Origin of the sequence: Zoogloea sp., assembly GCF_041911615.1 — a bacterium.
Classification (GTDB): Bacteria; Pseudomonadota; Gammaproteobacteria; order Burkholderiales; family Rhodocyclaceae; genus Zoogloea.
In genome coordinates this window covers 1-24,457 of sequence record NZ_JAYROR010000122.1, presented here as the reverse complement: position 1 = coordinate 24,457, position 24,457 = coordinate 1, and the positions used below count along the sequence as shown (strand labels likewise).

At 68.3% G+C, this 24,457-nt stretch carries 26 protein-coding genes; 16 read left to right on the top strand and 10 right to left on the bottom strand.

Annotated elements, in window-relative coordinates; translation table 11 throughout:
- Positions 1-12 precede the first annotated feature (12 nt).
- The 4 genes from ruvA to ruvB all read left to right on the top strand — a co-directional run bounded on the left by ruvA (position 13) and on the right by ruvB (position 3,343).
- The gene (ruvA, locus tag ACE3P2_RS15870) at positions 13-603 is read left to right on the top strand and encodes a Holliday junction branch migration protein RuvA (protein WP_374266199.1); all 591 of its coding nucleotides are present in this window, start codon (positions 13-15) and stop codon (positions 601-603) included.
- A 37-nt stretch (positions 604-640) separates the two neighbouring features.
- The gene (locus tag ACE3P2_RS15865; protein ID WP_374266197.1) at positions 641-1,132 is read left to right on the top strand and encodes a DUF4442 domain-containing protein; all 492 of its coding nucleotides are present in this window, start codon (positions 641-643) and stop codon (positions 1,130-1,132) included.
- A 79-nt stretch (positions 1,133-1,211) separates the two neighbouring features.
- Positions 1,212-2,279 (top strand): AI-2E family transporter, encoded by a 1,068-nt coding sequence (locus ACE3P2_RS15860; RefSeq protein ID WP_374266195.1) that lies wholly within the window; start codon positions 1,212-1,214, stop codon positions 2,277-2,279.
- Entirely contained in the window at positions 2,276-3,343 is a 1,068-nt protein-coding gene (gene ruvB, locus ACE3P2_RS15855; RefSeq protein WP_374266193.1) for a Holliday junction branch migration DNA helicase RuvB, read from the top strand. Before ACE3P2_RS15860 ends, ruvB begins: the two co-directional genes overlap by 4 nt.
- A gap of 84 nt (positions 3,344-3,427) precedes the next feature.
- On the opposite strand, the gene ACE3P2_RS15850 is transcribed toward ruvB, so the two are convergent.
- The 5 genes from ACE3P2_RS15850 to ACE3P2_RS15830 form a co-directional block, all read right to left on the bottom strand.
- Positions 3,428-3,967: a hypothetical protein gene (locus ACE3P2_RS15850; protein WP_374266191.1), complete on the bottom strand. Its 540-nt coding sequence runs from the start codon at positions 3,965-3,967 to the stop codon at positions 3,428-3,430.
- Between the two features lie 120 nt (positions 3,968-4,087).
- Positions 4,088-5,272 (bottom strand): class I SAM-dependent rRNA methyltransferase, encoded by a 1,185-nt coding sequence (locus ACE3P2_RS15845; RefSeq protein WP_374266189.1) that lies wholly within the window; start codon positions 5,270-5,272, stop codon positions 4,088-4,090.
- Positions 5,273-5,462: 190 nt separating this feature from the next.
- Positions 5,463-6,113: a DUF484 family protein gene (locus ACE3P2_RS15840; protein WP_374266187.1), complete on the bottom strand. Its 651-nt coding sequence runs from the start codon at positions 6,111-6,113 to the stop codon at positions 5,463-5,465.
- A gap of 21 nt (positions 6,114-6,134) precedes the next feature.
- A complete protein-coding gene (dapF, locus tag ACE3P2_RS15835) occupies positions 6,135-6,974 on the bottom strand; it encodes a diaminopimelate epimerase (RefSeq protein ID WP_374266185.1) in 840 nt (279 codons plus the stop codon).
- Positions 6,971-7,384 (bottom strand): CoA-binding protein, encoded by a 414-nt coding sequence (locus ACE3P2_RS15830; protein ID WP_374266183.1) that lies wholly within the window; start codon positions 7,382-7,384, stop codon positions 6,971-6,973. The genes dapF and ACE3P2_RS15830 overlap by 4 nt, the downstream gene beginning before the upstream one ends.
- Positions 7,385-7,467: 83 nt before the next feature.
- Here ACE3P2_RS15830 and sppA point away from each other — a divergent pair, with 83 nt between their 5' ends.
- The 3 genes from sppA to ACE3P2_RS15815 all read left to right on the top strand — a co-directional run bounded on the left by sppA (position 7,468) and on the right by ACE3P2_RS15815 (position 12,204).
- Positions 7,468-9,297, top strand: coding sequence for a signal peptide peptidase SppA (sppA, locus tag ACE3P2_RS15825; RefSeq protein ID WP_374266181.1), 1,830 nt, complete (start codon positions 7,468-7,470; stop codon positions 9,295-9,297).
- Between the two features lie 122 nt (positions 9,298-9,419).
- Positions 9,420-11,456: a bifunctional 2',3'-cyclic-nucleotide 2'-phosphodiesterase/3'-nucleotidase gene (locus ACE3P2_RS15820; RefSeq protein WP_374266179.1), complete on the top strand. Its 2,037-nt coding sequence runs from the start codon at positions 9,420-9,422 to the stop codon at positions 11,454-11,456.
- A complete protein-coding gene (locus tag ACE3P2_RS15815) occupies positions 11,434-12,204 on the top strand; it encodes a tetratricopeptide repeat protein (protein WP_374266177.1) in 771 nt (256 codons plus the stop codon). The genes ACE3P2_RS15820 and ACE3P2_RS15815 overlap by 23 nt, the downstream gene beginning before the upstream one ends.
- Positions 12,205-12,222: 18 nt before the next feature.
- Here the strand turns inward: ACE3P2_RS15815 and ACE3P2_RS15810 are convergent, their stop codons facing one another.
- Both ACE3P2_RS15810 and ACE3P2_RS15805 read right to left on the bottom strand, forming a co-directional pair.
- Positions 12,223-12,564, bottom strand: a complete 342-nt coding sequence (locus tag ACE3P2_RS15810) for a DUF2782 domain-containing protein (RefSeq protein ID WP_374266175.1) — start codon at positions 12,562-12,564, stop codon at positions 12,223-12,225.
- A gap of 59 nt (positions 12,565-12,623) precedes the next feature.
- Positions 12,624-13,349, bottom strand: coding sequence for a TIGR00730 family Rossman fold protein (locus ACE3P2_RS15805; RefSeq protein ID WP_374266173.1), 726 nt, complete (start codon positions 13,347-13,349; stop codon positions 12,624-12,626).
- A gap of 56 nt (positions 13,350-13,405) precedes the next feature.
- On the opposite strand from ACE3P2_RS15805, the gene polA reads away from it, so the two are divergent.
- The 7 genes from polA (at position 13,406) to ACE3P2_RS15770 (ending at position 21,029) form a co-directional block, all read left to right on the top strand.
- Positions 13,406-16,126: a DNA polymerase I gene (gene polA / locus ACE3P2_RS15800; protein WP_374266171.1), complete on the top strand. Its 2,721-nt coding sequence runs from the start codon at positions 13,406-13,408 to the stop codon at positions 16,124-16,126.
- 49 nt (positions 16,127-16,175) lie between these two features.
- Positions 16,176-16,700 carry a DUF2242 domain-containing protein gene (locus ACE3P2_RS15795; protein WP_374266169.1) on the top strand — a complete coding sequence of 175 codons (525 nt, stop codon included), beginning with the start codon at positions 16,176-16,178 and terminating at the stop codon, positions 16,698-16,700.
- Positions 16,700-17,896: a lytic murein transglycosylase gene (locus tag ACE3P2_RS15790; protein ID WP_374266167.1), complete on the top strand. Its 1,197-nt coding sequence runs from the start codon at positions 16,700-16,702 to the stop codon at positions 17,894-17,896. The genes ACE3P2_RS15795 and ACE3P2_RS15790 overlap by 1 nt, the downstream gene beginning before the upstream one ends.
- 14 nt (positions 17,897-17,910) lie before the next feature.
- A complete protein-coding gene (queF, locus tag ACE3P2_RS15785) occupies positions 17,911-18,756 on the top strand; it encodes an NADPH-dependent 7-cyano-7-deazaguanine reductase QueF (RefSeq protein ID WP_374266165.1) in 846 nt (281 codons plus the stop codon).
- A complete protein-coding gene (gene murB, locus ACE3P2_RS15780) occupies positions 18,753-19,784 on the top strand; it encodes a UDP-N-acetylmuramate dehydrogenase (protein ID WP_374266163.1) in 1,032 nt (343 codons plus the stop codon). Before queF ends, murB begins: the two co-directional genes overlap by 4 nt.
- 77 nt (positions 19,785-19,861) lie before the next feature.
- A complete protein-coding gene (locus ACE3P2_RS15775) occupies positions 19,862-20,425 on the top strand; it encodes a hypothetical protein (RefSeq protein WP_374266161.1) in 564 nt (187 codons plus the stop codon).
- Positions 20,426-20,663: 238 nt separating this feature from the next.
- Positions 20,664-21,029 carry a cupin domain-containing protein gene (locus tag ACE3P2_RS15770; protein ID WP_374266159.1) on the top strand — a complete coding sequence of 122 codons (366 nt, stop codon included), beginning with the start codon at positions 20,664-20,666 and terminating at the stop codon, positions 21,027-21,029.
- A gap of 13 nt (positions 21,030-21,042) precedes the next feature.
- On the opposite strand, the gene ACE3P2_RS15765 is transcribed toward ACE3P2_RS15770, so the two are convergent.
- Positions 21,043-21,837: an alpha/beta hydrolase gene (locus tag ACE3P2_RS15765; protein WP_374266157.1), complete on the bottom strand. Its 795-nt coding sequence runs from the start codon at positions 21,835-21,837 to the stop codon at positions 21,043-21,045.
- A gap of 133 nt (positions 21,838-21,970) precedes the next feature.
- Between ACE3P2_RS15765 and ACE3P2_RS15760 the strand changes: the two genes are divergently transcribed.
- The gene (locus ACE3P2_RS15760) at positions 21,971-22,258 is read left to right on the top strand and encodes a putative quinol monooxygenase (RefSeq protein WP_374266155.1); all 288 of its coding nucleotides are present in this window, start codon (positions 21,971-21,973) and stop codon (positions 22,256-22,258) included.
- A 67-nt stretch (positions 22,259-22,325) separates the two neighbouring features.
- A complete protein-coding gene (locus ACE3P2_RS15755; protein WP_374266153.1) occupies positions 22,326-22,814 on the top strand; it encodes a hypothetical protein in 489 nt (162 codons plus the stop codon).
- 687 nt (positions 22,815-23,501) lie between these two features.
- Here ACE3P2_RS15755 and ACE3P2_RS15750 read toward each other — a convergent pair.
- Positions 23,502-23,882: an AMP-binding protein gene (locus ACE3P2_RS15750; RefSeq protein ID WP_374266259.1), complete on the bottom strand. Its 381-nt coding sequence runs from the start codon at positions 23,880-23,882 to the stop codon at positions 23,502-23,504.
- Between the two features lie 36 nt (positions 23,883-23,918).
- A complete protein-coding gene (locus ACE3P2_RS15745) occupies positions 23,919-24,173 on the bottom strand; it encodes a hypothetical protein (RefSeq protein ID WP_374266151.1) in 255 nt (84 codons plus the stop codon).
- Between the last annotated feature and the right edge of the window lie 284 nt (positions 24,174-24,457).

The following is a 24,457-nucleotide window of genomic DNA, read 5'->3' as shown; positions in this document are numbered from 1 at the left end:
CTGAAAGACGCCATGATCGGACGCATCACCGGCCGCCTGGCCGAGAAGAACCCGCCGCAGATCCTCGTCGACGTGAATGGCGTCGGCTACGAACTCGAGGTGCCGATGAGCACCTTCTACGGCCTGCCCGCCACCGGCCAGACGGTCAGCCTCGCCACCCATCTCGCGGTGCGCGAGGATGGCCACTTCCTCTACGGCTTCGCCAGCGAGGACGAGCGTGCCACCTTCCGCCAGCTCCTCAAGGTGGCCGGCATCGGCGCGCGCACCGCGCTGGCGGTGCTGTCCGGGCTGTCGGTGGGCGATCTCGCCCAGGCCATCGCGCTGCAGGAGGCGGGTCGTCTCGTGAAGATTCCCGGCATCGGCAAGAAGACCGCCGAACGCCTGCTCCTCGAACTGCGCGACAAGCTGCCCAAGGCCGTGCCCGGCCTCGCCGGGCGGGCCGGCGTCGAGCTGCCCGCCGACGACCGCGCCGACATCGTCAACGCCCTGCTGGCCTTGGGCTACAACGAGAAGGAAGCCCTCGGCGCCGTCAAGCAGTTGCCCGACGGCGTCGGCGTGTCCGACGGCATCCGCCAGGCGCTCAAGGGCCTGTCGAAGGCATGAGCGCACCTGTGTGGCGCCGTGGCGGGCGGGCCGGCCGATGAGCCAGAAGCTCAAGCAGGGCTTCATGCGCAACGTCAAACTGAGTGCTGGCACCCTGCGCCTGCTGATGAATCTGTGGCCGCCCTTCATCGGCGCCGGCATCCACGTCGAGCGCCTGTCGCCCGACTACACCGAGGCCGTGGTGCGGATGCGCCTGGGCCTGCTCAACCGCAACTACATGGGCACCCACTTCGGCGGCTCGCTATTCGCGATGACCGATCCGTTCTTCGCGCTGCTGGTGATGCACCAGCTGGGCCGAGGCTACGTGGTGTGGGACAAGGCCTCGCGCATCGACTACAAGCTGCCTGGCCGTGGCACCGTGCGCGCCACGTTCCGCGTCACGCCCGAGCAGGTCGAGGCGATCCGCCGGGCCACTGCTGGCGGCGGCAAGCACGAGCCGGTGTTCGCGGTGGACGTGGTCAATCGCCAGGGCGAGGTCGTCGCGACGGTGGAGAAGACGGTTTATGTGCGTCGCAAGCCCGTCACCTGAACATTTGTTCATTGCGCCATGCCTCCGGCGCGATCCGATTCGGGGATAATTCCCCCCAACTTTCATCCGGGACAGACCCATGGCTCCGCGACGTACCGCCCAGGTGGCCATCACGGCCCTGCTGATTCTCGGCTGCGCCTTCGTGCTCAGCCCCTTCTTTGCCGCGATCCTCTTCGCCGGCACGGTGTGCATCACGACCTGGCCGCTGTACGCCTGGCTGTACCGCAAGCTGGGGCGGCGCGACGGGTTGGCCGCGATCTCCATGACGCTGCTCCTCACCGCGGTGCTGCTGCTGCCGATGATCGGCCTGGCGGCCTCGCTCACCGATGCGGCGATGGAGGCGGTGGACTGGACCCGCAACGCCATCGAGCAGTCCGACGGCCGTCCGCCGGCCTGGATCAAGCAGCTGCCGGTGGTCGGGCCGGACATCGACGCCTACGTGCGCAAGCTCACCCACAGCCAGGCCGAGATGCGCAAGCTGGCGCTGCAGGGCGTGGAGCCGGCGCGCAAGTTCGCCCTCGGCCTCGGTGGCGTGCTCGGCCAGGGGCTGCTGCAGATCACCCTCGTGCTGTTCATCGGTTTCTTCTTTTACCGCGACGGCGCGCGCATCTACGACCAGCTCGAAACCGGCGCCGAACGCCTCGGCGGCGAGCTGGGCCATCGCCTGCTCGAGCTGGCCGCCAACACCGTCAAGGCGGTGATGATCGGCATCGTCGGCACGGCCCTGGCCCAGGCACTGGTGGCGCTGATCGGTTTCGTGGTCGCCGGTGTGCCGGGCGCGCTGCTGCTGACGGCGGGCACCTTCTTCCTGTCGATGGTGCCGATCGGTCCGCCGCTGATCTGGGGCGCCGCCGCGTTCTGGCTCTACCAGCAGGGCGAGAGCGGCTGGGCGGTGTTCATGGTGTTGTGGGGCGCCCTGGCGGTGAGCTCGGTGGATAACTTCCTCAAGCCTTTCCTGATCAGCCGCACCGCGAGCCTGCCGATCCTGCTGATCGCGCTCGGCGCCTTCGGTGGTGTGCTGGCGTTCGGGTTCATCGGCCTGTTCCTCGGCCCGACCTTCCTGGCGCTGGGGCAGGCATTGTTCAGGGAATGGACTTCGCATTCTGCCGAAAAGCAGAACAAAAACGTCGTGGAGATCCACCGATGATCGAGACCGACGCCATCAAGGGCGGGCAGCCCGACGCCACCGCGCGGCTGATCGGCGCCGCCAAGGCCAGCAACCAGGAAGAGGCGCTGGAGCGGGCGCTGCGCCCCAAACGGCTGGCCGATTACGTGGGCCAGCAGAAAATCCGCGATCAGCTGGAAATCTTCATCCAGGCCGCCAAGCGTCGCGGCGAGGCGCTCGACCACGTGCTGTTGTTCGGCCCGCCGGGCCTCGGCAAGACGACCCTGGCCCACATCGTGGCGGCCGAGATGGGCGTCAGTCTGCGCCAGACCTCCGGCCCGGTGCTGGAGCGCGCCGGCGATCTGGCCGCGCTGCTCACCAACCTCGAACCCCACGACGTGTTGTTCATCGACGAGATCCACCGCCTCAGCCCGGTGGTGGAGGAAATCCTCTACCCGGCGCTGGAGGATTTCCAGATCGACATCATGATCGGCGAAGGCCCCGCGGCGCGCTCGGTCAAGCTCGACCTGCCGCCCTTCACGCTGGTGGGCGCGACCACCCGCGCCGGCATGCTCACCAACCCGCTGCGGGACCGTTTCGGCATCGTGTCGCGGCTGGAGTTCTACACCGCCCAGGAACTCGCCTACATCGTGGGGCGCTCGGCTCGCCTGCTCGACGTGGAGATCGACGACACCGGCGCCTTCGAGGTCGCCCGCCGCGCCCGCGGCACGCCGCGCATCGCCAACCGCCTGCTGCGCCGGGTGCGCGACTACGCCGAGGTGCGCGCCGACGGCCGCATCACCGCCGAGGTGGCGGATGCGGCGCTGACGATGCTCGACGTGGATCACCTGGGCCTCGATCTGATGGACCGCAAGCTGCTGGGTGCAATGCTGGAAAAATTCGGCGGCGGCCCGGTGGGGCTCGACAACCTGGCGGCGGCGATCGGCGAGTCGTCCGACACCATCGAGGACGTGCTGGAGCCTTATCTCATCCAGCAGGGCTACCTGCAGCGCACGCCGCGTGGCCGGATGGCGACGGCCTCGATCTGGCAGCATTTCGGGCTTGCTGCGCCGGGGGGCAGTGGCGCGTTGTGGAACGAAGGCTGATCGGCGGCTCCGCCAGTGTGGTGCGGAGGTGCCAGTCCGGGCAGCGCGGAGGCTCGCCGCCCGGACCGACGATGGCCGAAGGGATCAGGAGGCGCGCTGGCCGGACTGGCTGCCGCTCATGATCGCCTGGATGCGGGTGGCGGTCGTCAGGAAGTCGCTCTGGTTTTCTTCGTCGAAGGGTTTCATGCACAGGCCGACCGCCTTGGCGGTGATCGTCAGGCCGCCCTTCGGGTCGCGGTCGATGAAGCCGTGCTGGATCAGGTGGCTCACCTTGCGGCGCACGGTTTCCCGCGGGATGCCGGTGGACGAGCTGATCGAGAAGGCGTTGCACGGGCGCAGCGGCAGGCGGCGGAAGCTCTCCTCGTCGGGACAGGCGCCCGGCAGGTTGGCGGGGTCTTCCATCGCCAGCCCGCCCATGTTGTACAGGCCGACTTCGCCGAGCACGATCGGCAACAGCAGATCGCCGTCGAAGGCGCCGTAGAGGCGTACCAGGTAGCGCAGGTTGTAGCGGGCAAGGTGCAGCGCGGCGAGGCGCCGCTCGCGCGGAATTTCAGCCCCGATCGTACCGGTCTGGGTGCCGGCTGGAACTGACCCGGCGGAGTCAGGGGGCAGCAGCGTCGTCATGTAGTTCTCCATGAAGCATGTGTGGCCGTGATGTGTAACATCATTTAACCATTCAATGCCCGCAGAATACATAGCTGCGTCTTGCCAAAGGCCGGAAAACTGCGTCCGACAGGGACTAATTCACACCTGACAGGCCAGGCCCTTAAGGTATTCGCCCTCCGGCACGGCGAGACCGACGGGGTGGTCGGGCGCGGCGGCCAGTCGATGCAAAATGCGTGCCTCGACACCGACGTCCGCCGCGGCGCCGGCGACGATCTTCTGGAACAGTTCTAGACCGATGCCGCCCGAGCACGAGTAGGTCATCAGAATGCCGCCGGGATTGAGCAGGCGAAAGCCCAGCAGGTTGATGTCCTTGTAGGCGCGGGCGGCCCGGTCGGCGTGGGCGGCGGACGGCGCGAACTTGGGCGGATCGAGCACGATCAGATCGAACTTGCGGCCTTCGGTCCTGAGGGTGCGCAGGGCCTGGAAGACGTCGTCCTCGCGCCACTCGGCGCGGTCGGCGTCGAGCTGCGGGTTGAGCGCCACGTTGCGCGCCGCGGTGGCGAGCGCCGGGCCGGACGAGTCGATGGAGATCACGCTCTTCGCGCCGCCGGCCAGCGCCTGCAGCGAGAAACCGCCGGTGTAGCAGAAGCAGTTGAGCACGTCGCGCCCGGCGGCCAGCTGGCCGGTGAGCAGGCGGTTGTCGCGCTGGTCGAGGTAGAAACCCGTCTTGTGGCCGCCGGCCACGTCCACTTCCATGCGCACGCCGTTCTCGATGATGGTGAGGTGCTCGGGCATCTCGCCGAACACCAGCCCGCTCACCGGGCCGAGGCCTTCGAGCTTGCGCACGTCCGAATCCGAGCGCTCGTACACCGCGCAGCAGCCGGTGGCCTGGACCAGCCCGGCGACGATGGCGTCGCGCCACTTGTCGGCGCCGGCGCTGGTGAGCTGGACCACCACCACCGGGCCGTAGCGGTCGGCGATCACCCCGGGCAGGCCGTCGGATTCGCCGTGGATCAGGCGCACGCCATCCTGTCCGGCCAGCCACGGGTGGGACGCCCGCCGTGCCACCGACGCGGCCACCGCACGCTTGATGAAGGCGTGGTCGATGGACTGGTCGCAGTCGAAGGTCCACACCCGGGCACGGATCTGCGACTCCGGCGACCACGCCGCCCGCGCCAGCGGCTTGCCGTCGGCATCCTTGACGAGCACCGTGTCCCCCGCCCGTGCCCGCCCCTCCAGCCGATCCACCGAACCGGCGAAGATCCAGGGGTGGCGACGCATCACGGAGCGTTCCTTACCGGGTTTGAGAATGAGATCGGCCATGGCGGGATGTGGGAATCGGGAAATAGGGAATGGGATTTGGGGGAAAACGCTCCGCACGCATCACCCGGCATCTGAGGGGCGCAGAAAGCGTAGCGAGCGGGTCGAGGTCGCGTCGAGAAGCGCAGCCGTACATGCGTACGGCGAGCATCGCAGACGCAAGATCGGCCTGAGCAGTAGCTTAATGCGCCCCTCAGCCGAGCTGTCGGACGAGGGAGGCCGAGACCATCTCGCCGATGCGGGTGACGTACAGCGTGCCCATCGCCGGGTAGAAGCGCTCCGGGTCTTCGCTGCCCATGGCCAGGAGGCCGAAGGTCTTCTCGTCGCGGCGCAGGGGCACCAGGGCGACCGACTTCACCTGCCGGCCGGCGGCGCCGAACCAGTTGATGACCTCGCGGATCGTCGGGGTGCCGCAGTAGGGCGCGGTCAGGTCGCCGGTGAAGAAGCGCACGTCCTCGCCCACCGGCAGGAATTCGGGGCCGCTGCGCGACAGCACGCTGTTCCAGACCCGGAAGGCCACGTGGGGCACGGTGAAATCTTCCTGCAGGTGGGTGTAGATCGCCTGGCGGATCGATTCGAAATCCTCGGCTTCGAGCAGTGACAGGGTGAGGCGATGGACCTTCTCGCCGATGGCGTCGTTTTCCTCGCCGAATTCGAGCAGCTCGGCGAACTTGTTTTCGAGCTGGGCGATGCGCTCGCGCAGGGCGAGCATTTGCCGTTCGATCAGCGAGATGGCCTGACCGTTGTGGGGATGGGTCACCGTCAGGTCGGTCAGCAGGCCCGAGTTGTCGTCGAAGAAGTCGGGATGCGCCTGCAGGAACTGGATGACGTCGGAAGCTTTCATGGCGGGGGCCGGGTGGTGGGTTCAGGGAAGCGTGAGCTGGCCGGAGAAGACGGTGACCGCCGGGCCGGTCATCATGACCGGCGTGCCGAGACCGTTCCAGGCAATGGTGAGTTCGCCGCCGCGGGTCTCGACCGCCACCGGCGAGGCCACCAGGCCGCGCAGGATGCCCGCCACCACCGCCGCGCAGGCACCGGTGCCGCAGGCAAGGGTTTCGCCGGCACCGCGTTCGAAGACGCGCAGGCGTACCCGGTGCGCGTCCACCACTTGCAGGAAGCCCGCATTGACCCGCGCCGGGAAGCGCGGGTGATGTTCGATCAGCGGACCCTGCTCGGCCACCGGGGCGCTGTCCACGTCGGCCACCACCTGCACCGCGTGGGGGTTGCCCATGCTGACGGCGGTGATCGCCACGCGGGTGCCGGCCACGTCGAGGGGCTGCACGTAAGCGTCGGAGTCGCTGACGAAGGGCACATCGGCGGGATTGAGTACCGGCACGCCCATGTCGACGGTCACGTTGCCGTCGGTCTCGAGGCGAGGGGTGATGATGCCCTTCTTGGTTTCGACGCGGATCTCGCGCTTGTCGGTGAGGCCCTGATCGAACACGAAGCGGGCGAAGCAGCGGGCGCCGTTGCCGCACTGTTCCACCTCGCCGCCGTCGGCGTTGAAGATGCGGTAGCGGAAATCGACGCCCGGTGTCTGGGCCGGTTCGACCACCAGCAGCTGGTCGCAGCCGACGCCGAAATGGCGGTCGGCCAGGTAGCGCACCTGGTCTGCGGTGAGCGCGATGGGCTGACGAACGGCGTCGATCATCACGAAGTCGTTGCCGAGGCCTTGCATCTTGGTAAAGGCGAGCGTGCTGGTCATGGGATAAAATCCACGTAATCCCGCCATATGCAGCGGTCCATCACCACCGTGAGGCCGGCTTCCCGGGCTCGCGCGGCGGCTTCCTCGTTGATCACCCCGTCCTGCAGCCAGAGGCGTCCGACGCCGAGGGCGATGCATTCGTCCACGATCGGACCGACTTCGTCGGCGGCACGAAACACGTCGACGAGATCGGGCACGAAGGGCAGATCGGACAGGCGCGCGTAGGCTTTTTCGCCCAGCACCTCGGAAACTGCCGGGCGAACCGGTACGATGCGATAGCCGAAGCCCTGCAGCGCACGGGCCACCCGATAACTCGGGCGTTCCGGACGCGGCGACAGGCCGACGACGGCGATGGTCTTGACCTCCCGCAGCAGCTTGCGGATCTGGTCGGGCGGGGGATTGGCAAACATGGGCGGATTCTACCGGATTGGCGGGGCGCCGAAACCTTGCGGGCAACCGCAGGCCGCATGACAGGCAGACAATGGAGAGCAGGATGGATCGCAGCGCACGGCCGGGGGTCGTGAGAAGAGTGGTGTCGGGCGTGTGGCGCGGTATCGACCGCCTGCGGCGGGCAAGTGTCAATCTGCTGTTCATCGCGGTGGTGGTGTTCATCCTGGCAGGGCTGTGGACCAGCCGCATCGAACCGCTGCCGACCGACGCGGCGTTGGTCGTGGCGCCCAACGGCAATCTCGTCGAGCAGCGCAGCGTGCGCAGCCCGCTCAGCATGCTGCAGGGCGGAGACGGGATGCATCAGGTGCTGCTGCGCGACGTGGTGGACGCCATCCGCGCCGCCGCCACCGACCCGCGCATCAAGGTGCTGGTCGTCGAGACCGACGGTCTGGGCGGCGCCGGCTTGTCCAAGTTGCAGGAAATCGCCGCGGCGATCACCGAATTCCGCAAGGCCGGCAAGAAGGTTTTTGCCTGGGGCAAGAACTTCAACCAGGCCCAGTACCACCTCGCCGCCCATGCCGACGAGGTTTTCCTCAATCCGGACGGCTACGTGCTGATGTCCGGTTTCGGGCGCTACCCGACCTATTTCAAGGGCCTGTTCGACCAGCTCGGCGTGAAGATGCAGGTGTTCCGCGTCGGCACCTACAAGTCCTTCGTCGAACCCTATACCCGCAGCGACATGTCGCCGGAGGATCGGGAGGCGAGCCGCGTCTATCTCGATGCCGCTTGGCAGGCCTACCAGGCCGACATCGCCGCGGCGCGCCCCAAGGCCGCGGCGCAGATCGCCCGCTACGTGGGCGAGGCGCCCGAGATGCTGGCCGCCGCCGGCGGCGATGCCGCCCAACTGGCGCACACCGCCGGCTTCGTCGATGGCCTGAAGGGCGCCGACGAGTGGCGCGACTTCCTGCGCCAGCAGGTCGGCCCGAGCGCCGACGGCAAGGGGTTCAAGCACGTGGATCTTGCCACCTACATCGGTCGCGTCCGCGAGGAGGCGAACCACCCGGCGGCCAAGGTCGGGGTGGTGGTGGCCCAGGGGGCGATCGTCGATGGCGAGCAGCCGCCGGGCGCGGTGGGCGGCGACACCGTGGCGGCGCTGATCCGCCAGGCCCGCGAGGACGACGCGGTCAAGGCCGTGGTGCTGCGCATCGACAGCCCGGGAGGCAGCGCTACCGCCTCCGAGGTGATCCGTCGCGAGCTGGAGCTCACCCGCAAGGCGGGCAAGCCGGTGGTGGTGTCGATGGGGTCGGTGGCGGCGTCGGGCGGCTACTGGATCGGCATGGCTGCCGACGAGGTGTGGGCCAGCCCGACCACGATCACTGGCTCGATCGGCATCTTCGCGATGATCCCCGATCTTTCGGGGCCGATGGCCAAGCTCGGTCTCAGCGTCGACGGCGTCGGCACCACGCCGTTGGCGGCCGGGATCGACCCGCGCCGGCCACTCGATCCGCAGGTCGGCCAGCTCCTTCAACAGAGCATCGAACACGGCTACCGGCGCTTCCTGGCGGTGGTCGGCGCGGCGCGCAAGATGAGCCCGGAGGCGGTCGATCAAGTTGCCCAGGGCCGCGTCTGGCTGGGCAGCCAGGCCAAGGAAAAAGGCCTGGTGGACAAGCTTGGCGGTCTCGACGCCGCCCTCAAGGCCGCCGCCGCCCGCGCCGGGCTCACCGATTACGACGTGAGCTACGTCGAGAAGCCCCTGTCGCCCCGCGACCAGCTGCTCGCCAAACTGTTCGACAACGGCGAGGAGGCGGACACCCCGCCGCGCGCCTCGCTGGTCGATCTGACCGTGGCCCGACTGCGTGGCGAGCTGGCGGGGCTGGCGTTCTGGAACGATCCGGGCCACGTCTACCTGCACTGCCTGTGCGAGGCGCCGTAAGCCCTCCACGCCTGTAAGCAGAATGTTGCCGGATCATCGCGATCCGGCAACATTGCCGTCACCGGGCGGCAATCCACGCTGACGATACTCGCGGGCTCCATTCCTTCGAGCCGGGTGTTGTCATGCTGTTGTCGAGAAACCGTCTGGGCGCCTGCGTCGCCGTCACCTTCGTGCTTGCCGGCTGCGGAAGCAGCGGCAGCCACGACTCCGCCGCGTCGGCCACCCCGGCCGGCTCCACCGCCACGCTGGCCCTGCTGGAGACCACCGATCTCCACACCAACGTGCTGAGCTACGACTACTTCAAGCTCGCCGAAGACAGTTCCCTCGGCTTCGAGCGCACCGCGACGCTGATCGCCGCGGCGCGTCAGGAATTCCCCAACACCCTGCTGCTCGACAACGGCGACACCATTCAGGGCACCGCGCTGGCCGACTACCAGGCGATCGTCAATCCGCTCGCCTGCAGCGACACGCTGGCGATGTACAAGGTGATGAACGCCACCGGCTACGAAGGCGGCGGCATCGGAAACCACGAGTTCAACTACGGCCTGCCGTTCCTGAGCCAGGTCACGGGCAACCGCTTCAGCGTCACCGGCATGGCGGAGCCCGCCGCGCAGCCGGTCTGCAAGGGACCGAACTTCCCGCTGGTGCTGGCCAACGTGAATAGCGTCAAGACCGGCCAGCCGTTGTTCCAGCCTTACGCGATCATCGACAAGAAGGTGACCGCCACCGGCCCCGACGGCGCCACCGTCAGCGGCACCGTCAAGGTCGGCATCATCGGCTTCACCCCGCCGGCGATCATGAGCTGGGACAAGCGCTGGCTCGACGGCAAGGTCTACACCGTCGGCGTCAAGGAAGCCGCCGAGAAGTACATCCCCGAGATGCGCGCCAAGGGCGCCGATCTCGTGGTGGTGATCTCCCACGGCGGTCTCGACGACAGTGCCTACTCGCCGAGCATGGAAAACGGCAGCTACCACCTCTCCAAGGTTTCCGGCGTCGATGCGATGCTGATCGGCCACTCGCATCAGGTCTTCCCGAACGCGACCAGCACCGTTTCGCAGTTCAACCTGCCCGGCGTCGACAAGGAGGCCGGCACCGTGAACGGCGTGCCCACCGTGATGGCGAACTACTGGGGCAAGCACCTGGGCGTTATCAAGCTGGCCCTCAGTTACGACGGCAACGCGTGGCGCGTCGACAAGACCAAGACCGTGGTCCAGGCTCGCTCGACCCAGAACGCCGACAAGAGCTACGTGGCCGTCAGCCCGGCCGTGGCCGCCGCCATCGCCACCGAGCACCAGGCCACCATCGACTACGTCAGGACGCCGATCGGCAGCACCGATTTCGAGATGTCGTCCTATTTCGCCGACGTGGGCGATCCGGGCGCCATCCAGCTGGTCAATCAGGCCCAGGCCGACTACGTCGCCCGCTACGTCGCCGCGAACCTGCCCCAGTACGCCGGCCTGCCGGTGCTGTCGGTGAGCGCGCCGTTCAAGAGTGGTTTTGCCGGCGGGTCCGATTTCACCGATGTGGCCCAGGGCAACCTGGCGATCAACAACGCCGCCGACCTCTACCTCTATCCCAACACCGTCTACGCGGTGAAGGTGAGCGGAGCCGTCATCAAGAGCTGGCTGGAGACCGCCGCCAGGCGCTTCAACCAGATCGATCCGGCCAGGACCACCCAGCAGGAACTGGTCAGCAGCTTCCCGGGCTACAACTTCGACATGTTCACCAGCCCGGACATCCGCTACGAGATCGACGTCACCCGGCCGGTGGGCAGCCGCATCGTCAATCTCACCTACAAGGGTGCAGCCCTCGACGCGGCGCAGGAGTTCATCGTCGCCACCAACAACTACCGCGCCAGCGGCGGTGGCAGCTTTCCGGGCCTCGACGGAAGCAAGACGATCTACGCGTCGCCGGATGCCAACCGCGACGTGCTGATCGCCTACGTCAAGGCGATCAAGACCGTCACCCGCGCCGCCAACGGTGCCGAGCGCAGCTGGCGCTTTGCCCGGGTGGCGACCGCCGGCCCGGTGGTGTTCCACTCGGCCCAGGGCAAGCTGGCGCTGGCCCAGGCGGCCGGCATCGCCGGCGTATCGCTGCTTCAGGCCGACGACGGCAGCGGCAAGGGACTCGCGCTGTATGGCATCGACCTCTCCAAGTAAGCCCCGCAACCCGCCGCGCCTGGCCGCGCTGGTGCTGGCGGGGGCGGCGGCCCTCGCGGCGGTCGCCTTCATCGCGCCGGCCGCACCGGGAAGCCCGCTGCCGGCCGACCCGCTGCAGTTGCAGGTGCTTGCCGGCGCCGGGCGGCAGCCGGCGGCGCTGACCCGCCTCCAGACCCTCGCCCAGGAGGGCGTGCCCCAGGCCCGGCGAGTCTTGGGCGAAGTCCTGCTGGCCCGGGGCGAAGGGGCCCGTGCCCTCGGCTGGCTGACGCAGGCGGCGGCCGAACACGATACGGTCGCTGCTTTCGTGCTGGGGAAACTGTATCGAAACGGCGCCGCCGGCGTGGCGCCCGACCCCGTGCGCGCCGCCACCTGGCTGCGCACCGCGGCCGAGGCCGGTCATCCGGGCGCCGCCTTTCACCTGGGTATCGCGCTACGCAACGGCGACGGCGTGCCGGCGAGCGCCACCGAGGCGGCGCACTGGTTCGACGTGGCGGCCCGGCGCGGCGTGGCGGCCGCGCAGTTCATGCTGGCCAACGCCTACCGGGAAGGCGAGGGCGTGCCCCGCGACGAGGCGGCGGCGCTGAGGCTGTACGCCGACGCGGCCGAGCAGGACCACCCGGAGGCGATCCAGACCCTCGCGCTGGCTTATCGGAACGGTGAGATGGGATTGAAGCGGGACGAGGCGCAGGCGCGCCATTACCTGATGGAAACCGCTCACGCCTTGAAGCATCCGGCGCTGCGGCCCTGAGCCGGGCCGCCGCCGGGCTCACCAGCGCTTGATGACCCACTTGGGCACGCGCACGCCGCCGTCGTGGGCGTCGCGGCGCATGAAGTCGCCGTTGCCGACGTCGTCGTAGAGGTAGTAGGGCACGCCGTGGGGCGGCGTCACCTTGATCATGTAGAGCTGGCCATTGACCCGGTATTCCTCGACGGTGTCCTCGCCCTTTTTGACAATGGTGACCTGCGGCTCCTGCTCGGCGTCAAGTTCCATGCCCGGCGGCGGCGGGGGCGGCTCGGGCAGCGGTTCGAGCTTCGGCGGTTGCTGCTGGGCCCACGCGGAGGCGGTGACGGCGAGCAGCAGGGCGGCAAAATCTTGAATGCGGGGCATGGGGGTCTCCTGACTATGCCGCGATTGTAACCCGCCCGGCCGAGCGCCCGGCGCGCCGCTCAGAGGTTGAGCATCAGCTCGTGCTCTTCGGGCAGGGGCAGGAAGCCGCGGCTCTGGTAATGGTTGAAGATCGCGTCGACGACCTTCTCCGGCTCGTCGATGACCTGGATCAGGTCGAGGTCGTCGGGGTTGATCATCTTCTCGTCCACCAGGCGGTCCTTGAACCAGTCGATCAGCCCGCGCCAGAACGGCTCGTGGACGAGGATGACCGGGATCTTGCGGCTCTTGCCGGTCTGGATCAGGGTCATCGCCTCGAGCAGCTCGTCCAGCGTGCCGAAGCCGCCGGGCATCACCACGTAGGCCACCGCGAACTTCACGAACATGAACTTGCGCGCGAAGAAGTGCTGGAAGGTCTGGGAGATGTCCTGGTAGGGGTTGGCCTGCTGCTCCATGGGCAGCTGGATGTTGAGGCCGACGCTGGGCGACTTGCCGAAGTAGGCGCCCTTGTTGGCCGCTTCCATGATGCCGGGGCCGCCGCCGGAGATCACCGAGAAGCCGGCGTCCGACAGCAGCCGGGCGATGCGCTCGGTCTTCTCGTAGTAGGGGTGGTCGGGCTTGGTGCGGGCGCTGCCGAAGATCGACACCGCCGGGCGGATCGGCTTGAGGCGTTCAGTGGCCTCGACGAACTCTGCCATAATCCCGAAAATCCGCCATGACTCCCGCGCGGTGAAGTTCTGGGCCGTCGTGCTCGGTACCATCCGGGGGAGTTTGTCTTTTGCAGTCATTGTCTTGTGAGGAGTGAGGGGTGGAGGGGCGCGATGCCTCGTCAGCCCGCGTGCCCATGCCTACCTTGTTGCTCGTCGACGGTTCCAGCTACCTGTACCGTGCCTTCCATGCCCTGCCCGACCTGCGCAACGCGGCGGGCGAGCCGACCGGTGCCGTGCGCGGCGTGCTGTCCATGCTACGTCGGCTCGAAGCCGACTACAAGGCGGAATACCGCGCCTGCATTTTCGACGCCAAGGGCAAGACCTTCCGCGACGACTGGTTCCCCGACTACAAATCCCACCGCCCGCCGATGCCCGACGACCTGCGCGCGCAGATCGAACCGCTCCACGAGGCGGTCAAGGCCGAAGGCTGGCCACTGCTGGTCGAGGAGGGCGTCGAGGCCGACGACGTGATCGGCACCCTCACCCGCCAGGCCGTCGAGGCCGGCTGGGAGGTCGTCATCTCCACCGGCGACAAGGATCTCACCCAGCTCGTCCAGCCCGGCGTGCGCTGGGTCAACACGATGAGCGAGGAAGTGCTCGACTCGGACGGCGTCGCCGCCAAGTTCGGCGTGCCGCCCGAGCGTATCGTCGATTACCTCGCGCTAGTCGGCGACACCGTCGACAACGTGCCTGGCGTCGAGAAGTGCGGCCCCAAGACGGCCGTCAAGTGGCTCACCGAATACGGCACCCTCGACAACCTCATCGCCCACGCCGACAAGGTCGGCGGCAAGGTCGGCGAGAACCTGAGGAAGCACCTGGACTTCCTGCCCCTCGGGCGCAAGCTCGTCACCGTCGTCACCGACCTCAAGCTGCCCGTCGGCCCCGCCGATCTGCCGGCCCGGGAGGACGACAAGGAAGCCCTGGCCGCGATCTACCGCCGCCTCGAATTCAAGGGTTGGCTGAAGGAACTGGAAGCGGGCGCCGCGGCGCCGTCCGCGGCCACCGCGCCGGTTGCCGCGCCCAGCGCGCCGGCCGAGCCCGGCGCTCACCGCACCGGCTACGAAACGCTCCTCGACTGGGCCGCCTTCGACGCCTGGCTGGCCAAGATCAACGCCGCCCAACTCACCGCCTTCGACACCGAAACCACCGGCCTCGACCCGATGGTCGCCACGCTGGTCGGCATGTCCTTCGCCACGGTCGAGGGCGAAGCCGCCTACCTGCCGCTGGCCCACGGCTACGCCGACGCGCCGGCCCAGTTGCCGCTCGCCGAGGTGCTCGACAAGCTCAAGCCGTGGCTCGAATCCGACGCCCACCGCAAGCTCGGTCAGAACCTCAAGTACGACGCCCACATCCTCGCCAACCACGGCATCGCGCTTGCCGGCATCGCGGAAGACACGCTGCTCGAGTCCTACGTGCTGGAAAGCGACAAGTCCCACGACATGGATTCCCTGGCCAGCCGCCACCTGGGCCTCAAGACGCTGACCTACGCCGACGTCTGCGGCAAGGGCGCCAAGCAGATCGGCTTCGGCGAAGTGGACCTCGCCCGCGCCACCGAATACGCCGCCGAGGACGCCGACATCACCCTGCGTCTGCACCACGCGCTGTCCGCCCAGCTCGCCGCCGAGCCGGCCCTCGCCGCGCTGTATCGCGACGTGGAACTGCCCACCGCCCGCGTGCTGTTCGAGATGGAACGCAACGGCGTGCTGATCGACGACTTCCTGCTCGCCCAGCACTCCGAAGAGCTCGGCCGTCGCCTCCACGCGCTGGAACTGCAGGCCCACGCGCTCGCCGGTCAGCCCTTCAACCTGGGCTCGCCGAAGCAGCTCGGCGAAATCCTGTTCACCAAGCTGGGCCTGCCGGTGGTCAAGAAGACCGCCACCGGCCAGCCGTCCACCGACGAAGACGTGCTCTCCCAGCTCGCCGAGGACTACCCGCTGCCCAAGCTGCTGCTCGAACACCGCAGCCTCGCCAAGCTCAAGAACACCTACACCGACAAGCTGCCGCTGATGGTGAACCGCCGCACCGGCCGCGTGCACACCAGCTTCAGCCAGGCGGTGGCCGTCACCGGGCGCCTCGCCAGCACCGAGCCCAACCTGCAGAACATCCCGATCCGCACGCCGGAAGGCCGCCGCATCCGCGCCGCCTTCATCGCCCCGGCCGGCCACAAGATCGTCTCGGCCGACTACTCCCAGATCGAGCTGCGCATCATGGCGCACCTGTCGGGCGACAAGGGCCTGCTCGACGCCTTCGCCCACGGCGAGGACGTGCACCGCGCCACCGCCGGCGAGATCTTCGGCGTCACCCCGCTCGAAGTGACCAGCGAGCAGCGCCGCTACGCCAAGGTGATCAACTTCGGGCTGATCTACGGCATGAGCGCCCACGGCCTCGCCAAGAACCTCGGCATCGAGCGCGCCGCCGCCGCCAACTACATCGACCGCTACTTCGCCCGCTACCCCGGCGTCGCCGCCTACATGGAGCGCACCCGCGCCGAGGCCAAGGCCAACGGCTTTGTTGAGACCGTCTTCGGCCGCCGCCTGCACCTGCCGGACATCCGCGCCCAGCAGGTCGGCCGCCGTCAGGCCGCCGAGCGCGCCGCGATCAACGCGCCCATGCAGGGCACCGCTGCCGACCTCATCAAGAAGGCGATGATCGCCACCTCCGCCTGGCTGCGCGAGGCCGGCGTGAAGAGCAAGCTGATCCTGCAGGTGCACGACGAACTGGTGCTCGAGGTGCCCGACGACGAAGTCGCCCTGATCCGCGACCAGCTGCCCAGGCTGATGGCCGGCGTGGCGCAACTTTCCGTGCCGCTGGTTGCCGAAGTGGGCGTCGGCGCCAACTGGGACGAAGCCCACTGAGGGCCCGTTACCGCGTCCGGCGCCGCCCCGCCATCACGAAAGCAACACCATGCGTTACCGTTCCGTCCTGCCTGTCGCGCTCGCCAGCTTGCTGCTGGCGGCCTGCGGCACCTTCTCCAAGCCCAAGGACAAGGACGCCGCCTACCGGCTCGAACACTTCACGCCGAACTCGCCCTACGAGCAGTCCTTCGACGAGGTCAAGCCCGCCAGCGCCTGCGAGGCCGGCCGCCGCGCCCTGCTTAGCCAGGGCTACGTGATCGAGGAGCACAAGCCCGACGCGGTGCGCGCCAAGAAATTCTTCCAGCCCGAGCGTGGCGCCCAGGTCCAGATCAATTTCACCCTGTCGTGCCTCGTCGAAGGCGACGGCGCCTCGGTGTTCGCCAACGCCCGTCAGGTGCGCGAAGAGCTGAAGGCCGGCTCCAGCAGCGCCGGCCTCAGCGTCGCCGGCATCGGCTCGGTATCGCTGCCCTTTGGCGCCAGCAACGAAAGCCTCGTCAAGGTCGGCGAGGAAACCATCACCGACGCCGAGTTCTACGGGCGCTTCTTCGCCCTGATGCAATCCTTTATCCGCTGATGAAAACCCGCCTCCTTCTCCTTGCCGCCGCGCTGCTCGCCCCGCTCGCCGGCCATGCCGCCGACGCCCCCGATCCCGCCCGCTTCGCGCCCTGCCTCGCCGGCCTCAAGGCCGACGCCGCCGCCCGCGGCGTCTCGGGCCCGGCCTACGACCGTCTCACCGCCGGCCTCGCGCCCGATCTCAAGGTGCTCGACCTGCTCGACTACCAGCCCGAGTTCCGCACCCCGATCTGGGATTACCTCGCCGGCCTGGTGGACGACGAGCGCGTCGCCGACGGCCGCGCCATGCAGAAGCAGTGGGCCGAAGTCCTGGCCCGCGCCGCCGAACGCTACAAGGTCGACCCCGCCACCGTCGTCGCCGTGTGGGGCGTCGAGAGCAACTTCGGGCGCAACTTCGGCAGTCGGCCGCTGCTCACCTCGCTGTCCACCCTGTCGTGCTACGGCCGCCGGCAGGCGTATTTCCGGGGCGAATTCTTCGACGCGCTGAAGATCGTCGAGGCCGGCGACGTGCAGGTCGAGCAGCTCAACGGCTCGTGGGCCGGCGCCTTCGGCCACACCCAGTTCATGCCCTCCACCTTCCTGCGCCTCGCCGTCGATTTCGACGGCGACGGCCGCCGCGATCTGGTGGGCAGCGTGCCCGATGCGCTGGCTTCCACCGCCAACTTTCTGCGTAAAGCGGGCTGGCGCGAGGGCGAGCCCTGGGGCTACGAGGTGCGCCTGCCCGCCGGTTTCGACGCCAGCGGCGCCGGCCGCAAGAACAAGCAGCCGCTTGCCAGCTGGAGCGCCCGCGGTGTCACCCGCCTCGACGGCAGCCCCCTCGGCGGCCCCGATTCCGCCGGCCTGCTGCTGCCCGCCGGCCCCAAGGGCCCGGCCTTCATCGTGTTCCGCAACTTCGACGCGATCTTCGGCTACAACGCTGCCGAGAGCTACGCCCTGGCCATCGCCCACCTGTCCGATCGTCTCAAGGGCGGCGGCCCGATCCAGACCCCATGGCCCACCGACGACCCCGGCCTCTCCCGCGCCGAGCGCCGCGAGCTGCAGACCCTGCTGATCGCCAAGGGCTACGCCATCGGCACCGTCGATGGCATGCTCGGCGACGCCAGCCGCGCCGCCATCCGCGCCGAGCAGCAGCGCCTCGGCCACAACGTGGATGGCCGCGCCGGCCAGAAACTCCTCGCTGCCCTGCGCCAGCCCTGATCCGCTCCGCTGCCATGTCCGACCGCATCCCCGCCCACCCCGACGCCTCGCCCCTGGGCAAGCCCGTCGCCTACGCCCAGCACTACACGCCCGAACTGCTGTTCCCCATCGCCCGCCAGGGCAAGCGCGACGAGATCGGCGTGGCCGCAGGTAGCCTGCCCTTCGTCGGCGAAGACCTGTGGAACGCCTACGAGCTGTCCTGGCTTGGCCCCCGCGGCAAGCCGGAGGTGGCGCTGGCGCAGTTCCGCTTCCCGGCCGATTCGCCCAATCTGGTCGAATCCAAATCGTTCAAGCTCTATCTCAACTCGTTCAACCAGACGCGTCTGGCCGACGTGGCCGCGCTCACCGGTCTGCTGGTCCGCGATCTCTCCGAGGCCGCCGGTGCGCCGGTCGGCGTGCGGGTCGAGCCCCTGTCGGCGCGCCCGCAGCGCCCCATGGGCTACCCCAAGGGTGTGCTCCTCGACACCCTCGACATCGACGTGGACCGCTACACCCCGGCCCCCGAATGCCTGGCCGCCGACCACGCCCGCCCCCACGTCACCGAGACGCTCTACTCGCACCTGCTCAAGTCCAACTGCCTCGTCACCGGCCAGCCGGACTGGGCGATGGTGGTGCTGCGCTACCGCGGCGCGCCCATCGACCGCGAAGGCCTGCTGCGCTACATCGTGTCCTTCCGCCAGCACAACGAGTTTCACGAACAATGCGTCGAGCGCATTTTCATGGACGTGCTGCGCCACTGCCAGCCCACCGGCCTGTCGGTGTGGGCGCGCTACACCCGCCGCGGCGGGCTCGACATCAACCCGGCCCGGCGCACGCCGGACATGCCGCCGCCGCCTGATTTTTCCGAAATCCGCCAATGACCGCCCCCGACCTGCTCCAGCAGGACGTCGCCCTCGACGCCCTCAACACCCTGCGCCTGCCGGCGCGCGCCGCGTGGTTCGCCGCGGTCGATTCGGTCGACGCGCTTCGCGCGGTGATCGACGACCCGCGTGTCGCCGGCCTGCCGCGCTTCGTGCTGGGCGGTGGCTCCAACCTCGTGCTGACGGGGGATTTCCCCGGCCTCGTGCTGAAGGTCGCCTTCCACGGCAAGAGCCGGGTGCAGGAAGACGCCGACGCCTTCTACATCCGCGCTGGCGGCGGCGAGAACTGGCACGACTTCGTGCGCTGGACCATCGAGATGGGCTGGCCGGGCCTCGAGAACCTCTCGCTGATCCCCGGCACCGTCGGCGCTGCGCCGGTGCAGAACATCGGCGCCTACGGCATCGAGATGGCCGAACACTTCTACAGCCTGCGCGCCTACGATCTGGAAACCGGCAAGACGGTCGGCTTCGACAAGCGCGACTGCAACTTTGGCTACCGGGACAGCTTCTTCAAGCAGGCCGGCGCCGGGCGTTATCTCATCGCCGCGGTCACCTTCCGCCTGCCCAAAAAGTGGCTGCCGCGCACCAACTACGCCGACGTGGCGCGGGAACTCGACGCCCTCGGCATCGCCCAACCCACGCCGCTGCAGGTATCGGATGCGGTGATTGCCATCCGCCGCCGCAAGCTGCCCGACCCGGCCGAGATCGGCAACGCCGGCAGCTTCTTCAAGAACCCGGTCGTCTCCGCCGACGCATATGCCCGCCTCGCCGCCGACTTTCCGACGCTGCCCCACTACCCGCAGCCCGACGGCAGCCAGAAGCTCGCCGCCGGCTGGCTGATCGAGCAGGCCGGCTGGAAGGGCCGGCGCCTCGGCCCGGTGGGCTGCTTCGAGCGCCAGGCGCTGGTGCTGGTCAATCACGGCGGTGCCCAGGGCGGCGATGTGCGCGCCGCCAGCGACGCGGTACGCGCCGACGTGCGGGCCCGTTTCGGGGTCGATCTGGAGCCGGAGCCGGTGTTCGTCGGCTGACGCGCGGCGGGTGCGCCCTAAAGCTTTGTGTCGCCAGGCCGAAAACCGGACATCATCCACGATGTCCGGAGAACCCCATGACCGCAGAAAGTCGTCGCGGCAGCAGCGCCCAGACCCCCGATCTCGACTGGAGCCAGGTGCGCGAAACCGTGCTGATGCTCGAACTCGCCGTCGGCCAGATCGACGCCGCCATGAAGGAAGGCAACAGCTCAGTCGAAGTGCTGACCGACTCCTTCACTTCGATGGCCGGCTACATGCGCATGATGAGCGGGGCGCTCGAGCAACTGCCCGACTCCCCCGCCACGGCCGAGCTCAAAGCGGCCCTCATCGGCCACGCCGGCGAGGTGGCCGGGCGTGTCCAGCGCTCGATCATCGCTTTCCAGTTCTACGACAAGCTCAGTCAGCGTCTGGCCCACGTCTCCCACAGCCTGGAGGCGCTCGGCGAGCTGGTCACCGACCAGCGCAAGATCTACAGCCCCTACGAGTGGGTCGCCCTGCAGGAGAAGATTCGCGCCAAGTACTCGACCCGCGAGGAGGTCGACATGTTCAACGCGGTGATGCGCGGCGTGCCGGTGAAGGACGCCCTGGAGCAGTACAAGGCCGAGATGAAGGACAAGGGCGACGACGTCGAGCTCTTCTGAAGCCGCCCCGCGCGCGGCACCGCTCCCCTGCAGGTGCGAATTCAGTCGCACGACACGCGTAAAAAACAGCCCATTGCGGTGTTCAACCTCCGCGGGCGAATGAATTCGCCCCTACAAGGGCTGTCCCGATCATCGACGACGGGGCTTTTTTGTAAGCGAATCCGGCCGTCACGCCATCCTGATGGCAAAAGCGTAAACTGCGCGGCTTCCCGCATCAGCCACCGGATTCCGCTTCGCCATGCCGCCGCCGTCCGTCATCCATTTTTCCGATCCCGCCCCCGAACCCGTCGAAGACCGCCCGGCGCTTGGTCGGGCGATCGGCGCGCCGCCGCTGCGCCTCACCGCCGAGCGCTACACCGCCGAAGGCGGCGCGCTGTCCATCGGCGACTGGGCGTGCGAGCCCGGCGCCTGGCGCATCGCCTTCCACCCGGGGCGCCACGAGTTCTTCCAGGTCATCAGCGGCCGCCTGCGCATCGTCGACACCGCCGGCAACGCCCGCAGCTTCGGGCCCGGCGAGGCCGGCATCATTCCCGCCGGCTTCATCGGCACCTTCGAGGTGATCGAGCGGGTCGAAAAGCGTTACGTGATGCTCGACCGCGCCTGACGGCGGGGACGCCTCACAGATGCGCCAGCCAGCCGGCCAGCGCCTCGGCGGCCTTGGGCCAGGGCCGGTCGAGCATCAGCATGTGGCCGCAGTCGGGCACCGTGATGGTCTGCGCGCGCCAGGCCAGGGCGGTGAAGAACAGCATCGACGGCGGAAATACCGCGTCCACGCCGCCGCCCATCACCAGTGCCGGGATCGACGGGCGCCGCCCCGAGCGCAGGAAGGGCAGGGCGACCATCTCGGCCACCGCGCGGTCGGACTCCCGGTCCATCATCGGCAGGAACTCGGCCAGCTCGGTGTGGGGAAACTGCGGCGAAAAGTAGATTTCGGCCATCACCCGGAACGTGGCGTCGGTGGGATGGCCGGAGACCGCGTTGGGCAGCTCGGCGAAGAAATCCGGCCGGGTCAGCGCCAGCCGGCTGGCCGACCCGCCGGTGCCCGACGGCGGCACCGGTGCCATCAGCACCACGCCGGCGGCCCGGCCCTGCGCCAGATAGCGCTCGACCACCTGGGTGCCCATCGAATGGCCGATCAGCACCGGCAGCGCCGGCAGCTCGGCCACTGCGCCGGCCAGATCGTCGGCGTAGTCGTCCAGCCCGAATTCGTCGATCTGGGCGTGTCCGCCGCTGTCGCCGTGGCCGGACAGGTCGATGGCGTGGCAGTCGTAGCCCAGCGCGTTGAAGAACGGGATGAAGTGCAACTGCCAGCAGCGCGCGTTGGTGTAGCCGCCGTGGACGAACAGCAGCGGCGGGCGTCCGGCGGGGCGGGCGGCAGGGTGGTGATGAACGGTGATGTGACGGGACAGCATCGGAAGAAATTCCCCGGAATGACGAAGCAGGCCCGATTCTGGCACGTCCGCATGACGACCGCGCACGTCGCGCGGCGGTGATCGGCTAGAATCGATGCCCCTTTCACCCCGACACCCTCGACCCGGAGACGCCATGACCATCCACATCATCGCCCGCTTCACCGCCAAGCCCGAATCCGTCGCTGCCCTGCGCACCCTGCTCGTCGGCATGCTGGCGCCGACCCGCCAGGAAGCCGGCTGCATCCGCTACGAGCTGCTGAACAACCGCAACGATCCCACCGACTTCACCTTCGTCGAGGAATGGGCCGACCAGGCCGCCATCGACGCCCACATGCAGACCCCGCACCTCAAGGCGGTGGTGGCCGATTCGGCGCCGCTGCTCGCCGCGCCCCTCGACGTGCGCTTCCTGACCCAGGTCTGATGCCTTTTCGGCGCGGCGGCCAGGCTGCCGGCCGCGCCCCCGTTTCGTCCCGCCCGAGCCGCCACGCATGAACGACACCGCCGACGCCGACCTGCCCACCACGATCAAGGAAGACCGCCTGTGGGCGGACAACGGCTGGACCGCCCGCGTCATCAAGAACGAGGACGACGACGGCTGGGCCGTGGCGATGATCAAGGACGGCGAATCCGAACCCGCCCTCGTCGGCCCCTGGACCATGGGCCGCGACAAGAAGAACCCCAAGCCCCTCGACGCCGGCGCCTTCCAGACCCTCGTCAAGACCGCCTCCGAAGTGCTGCGCCGTCACGAGCAGCACCTCCACGCGATGCTCCACAAGCGCATCACCATCAGCGCCGCCGAGGGGCCGGTCGAGGTCACCCTCGACATCGTCCCCGACGACTACGAGCCCTACGCCATCCTTTCCGCCTTCGACCCCCTCGGCGACGAACTCGCCCGGGTCCGCGTCGAAGCCGGTTTCAAGCTCACCCGCGCCAGCGCCACGGCGTGGGTCGAGGGCGGATTCGGACGTCCCGGCTGAGCGCTCTCCTGTGGCAGCGAATACCTTCGCCCACCCCGCCTGGCGATGATTGCCAGACCCCTTGCGACCGCCGCCAGACCGTCCGCAGCCATCGCGAGACATCTGGCAGTTCCTGCGGGATGTCTCGCGCCGTCCCTCACAGGCTCTGGCTGTCGTTGCCAGATGTCTGGCAGCCGCTGAGGCACGTCTGGCAATCATTCTTTCACATGAAAAAACCGCTGCCAGACGTCTCGCAGCGGCTGCACCATAAGCCGAATCTTCCGCCACACATCCCAAAAGCCTCGCTAGACGTCCCGCAGCCGTCGAGAGACATCCGGAAATCATCGAGAGACCTCTCGAAATCGCTGCGAGACATCCCGCAGTTGCAGCTAGACGTCTGGCAGCGCTTTTTTCATATGAAAAAATCGTTGCCAGAGAAGGCGCAGGGAGGAAGCGTGCTGAGGCCGGGGCTGAATGAAAATCCGCCGCAAGGGCGGAAATGTGTTGTTTTTCATGGGTTTGTGCTTATGCTGGGCGGCAGGCGGTGTGGGCGGGAATGGAGGGTGGATAAGGTGTTTTTATGGATGCTGCCAAGCGGCCCCGATTTGACCTAGGGGTGGGTCAGCTTTCTGACGTGATCGGGGTGGGCGTGGCGGGCTGGATTGCTGGCATTCGCTGCCCATCCACGCATTTCACCCGCGCCAGCGCTTATTCCTGAGCCTCGCGCATCGTCCGCTTGTTGAGCTTGCCCACGCTGGTGCGGGCAAGCGCCGCGACGAACTCCACCTGCATCAGCACGCCGTAGCGGCTCACGCCGGTCGATTCGATCAGCTTGGACAGCGGATGCATCCACAGCTTGTGCACGATGGTGGGTACGCAGTGGGAGAAGGTCACCCCCTCGTCGCGCACCAGCTTGAGCAGCGTCTCGGGCACGTAGCGGCCCGGATACACCTCCTGCTTGAGCCCCAGCATCGTCGCCACGTAGGGCAGGCCCCAGGCAGGCACGTGGAACATCGGCGTGATGGGCATGTACACATCATCCCGGTGCAGCCGGCCCTGGCGCGGCGCCCCGCCCAGTCCCGCCGCCACCGACAGGGTGTGCGGCACCAACTGCCGGTGGCTGAATTACACCCCCTTGGGCAGCCCGGTGATGCCGGTGGTGTAAAAGGTGGTCGCCTTGGCGTTCTCGTCGAAATCCGGAAAGTCGTAATCGGGCGACGCGGCGGCCCGGCGTCGCCTCGTGTCGCCCGCCATGGCATGGGCGAGGGAATGCGGTGGCTCACCGACATCGACAGGCCTCTGCCCCCTGTCCTGTAATCGCTGCACGACGTCGTGCGCCTGCTGCAGGGCATCCTGCGATGGTTGCCGGACGTCCAGCAATGATCGCCAGGAGCACGCGCAGGTGAAGCGGGGAAGCGCGAAAACGGCCGAAAAGCCGCGCGGGGCAAGGGTTTCAGCCGGAGCCGATCCCGGCCCTGTAGGGGCGACTTCAGTCGCCCACCCCACACCTCGGCATTTGCGCTGTAAGCCCCCGGCCAACCCATCTTCCTCCATCCTCTTAGCTCGCTAACCATAGTGTCCACTACGCATTAGAAGTGGACACTTCCATGACCCTCACCCCGCCCCGCCGTACCCGTCGGACCCACTCTGAGGCATTCAAACAG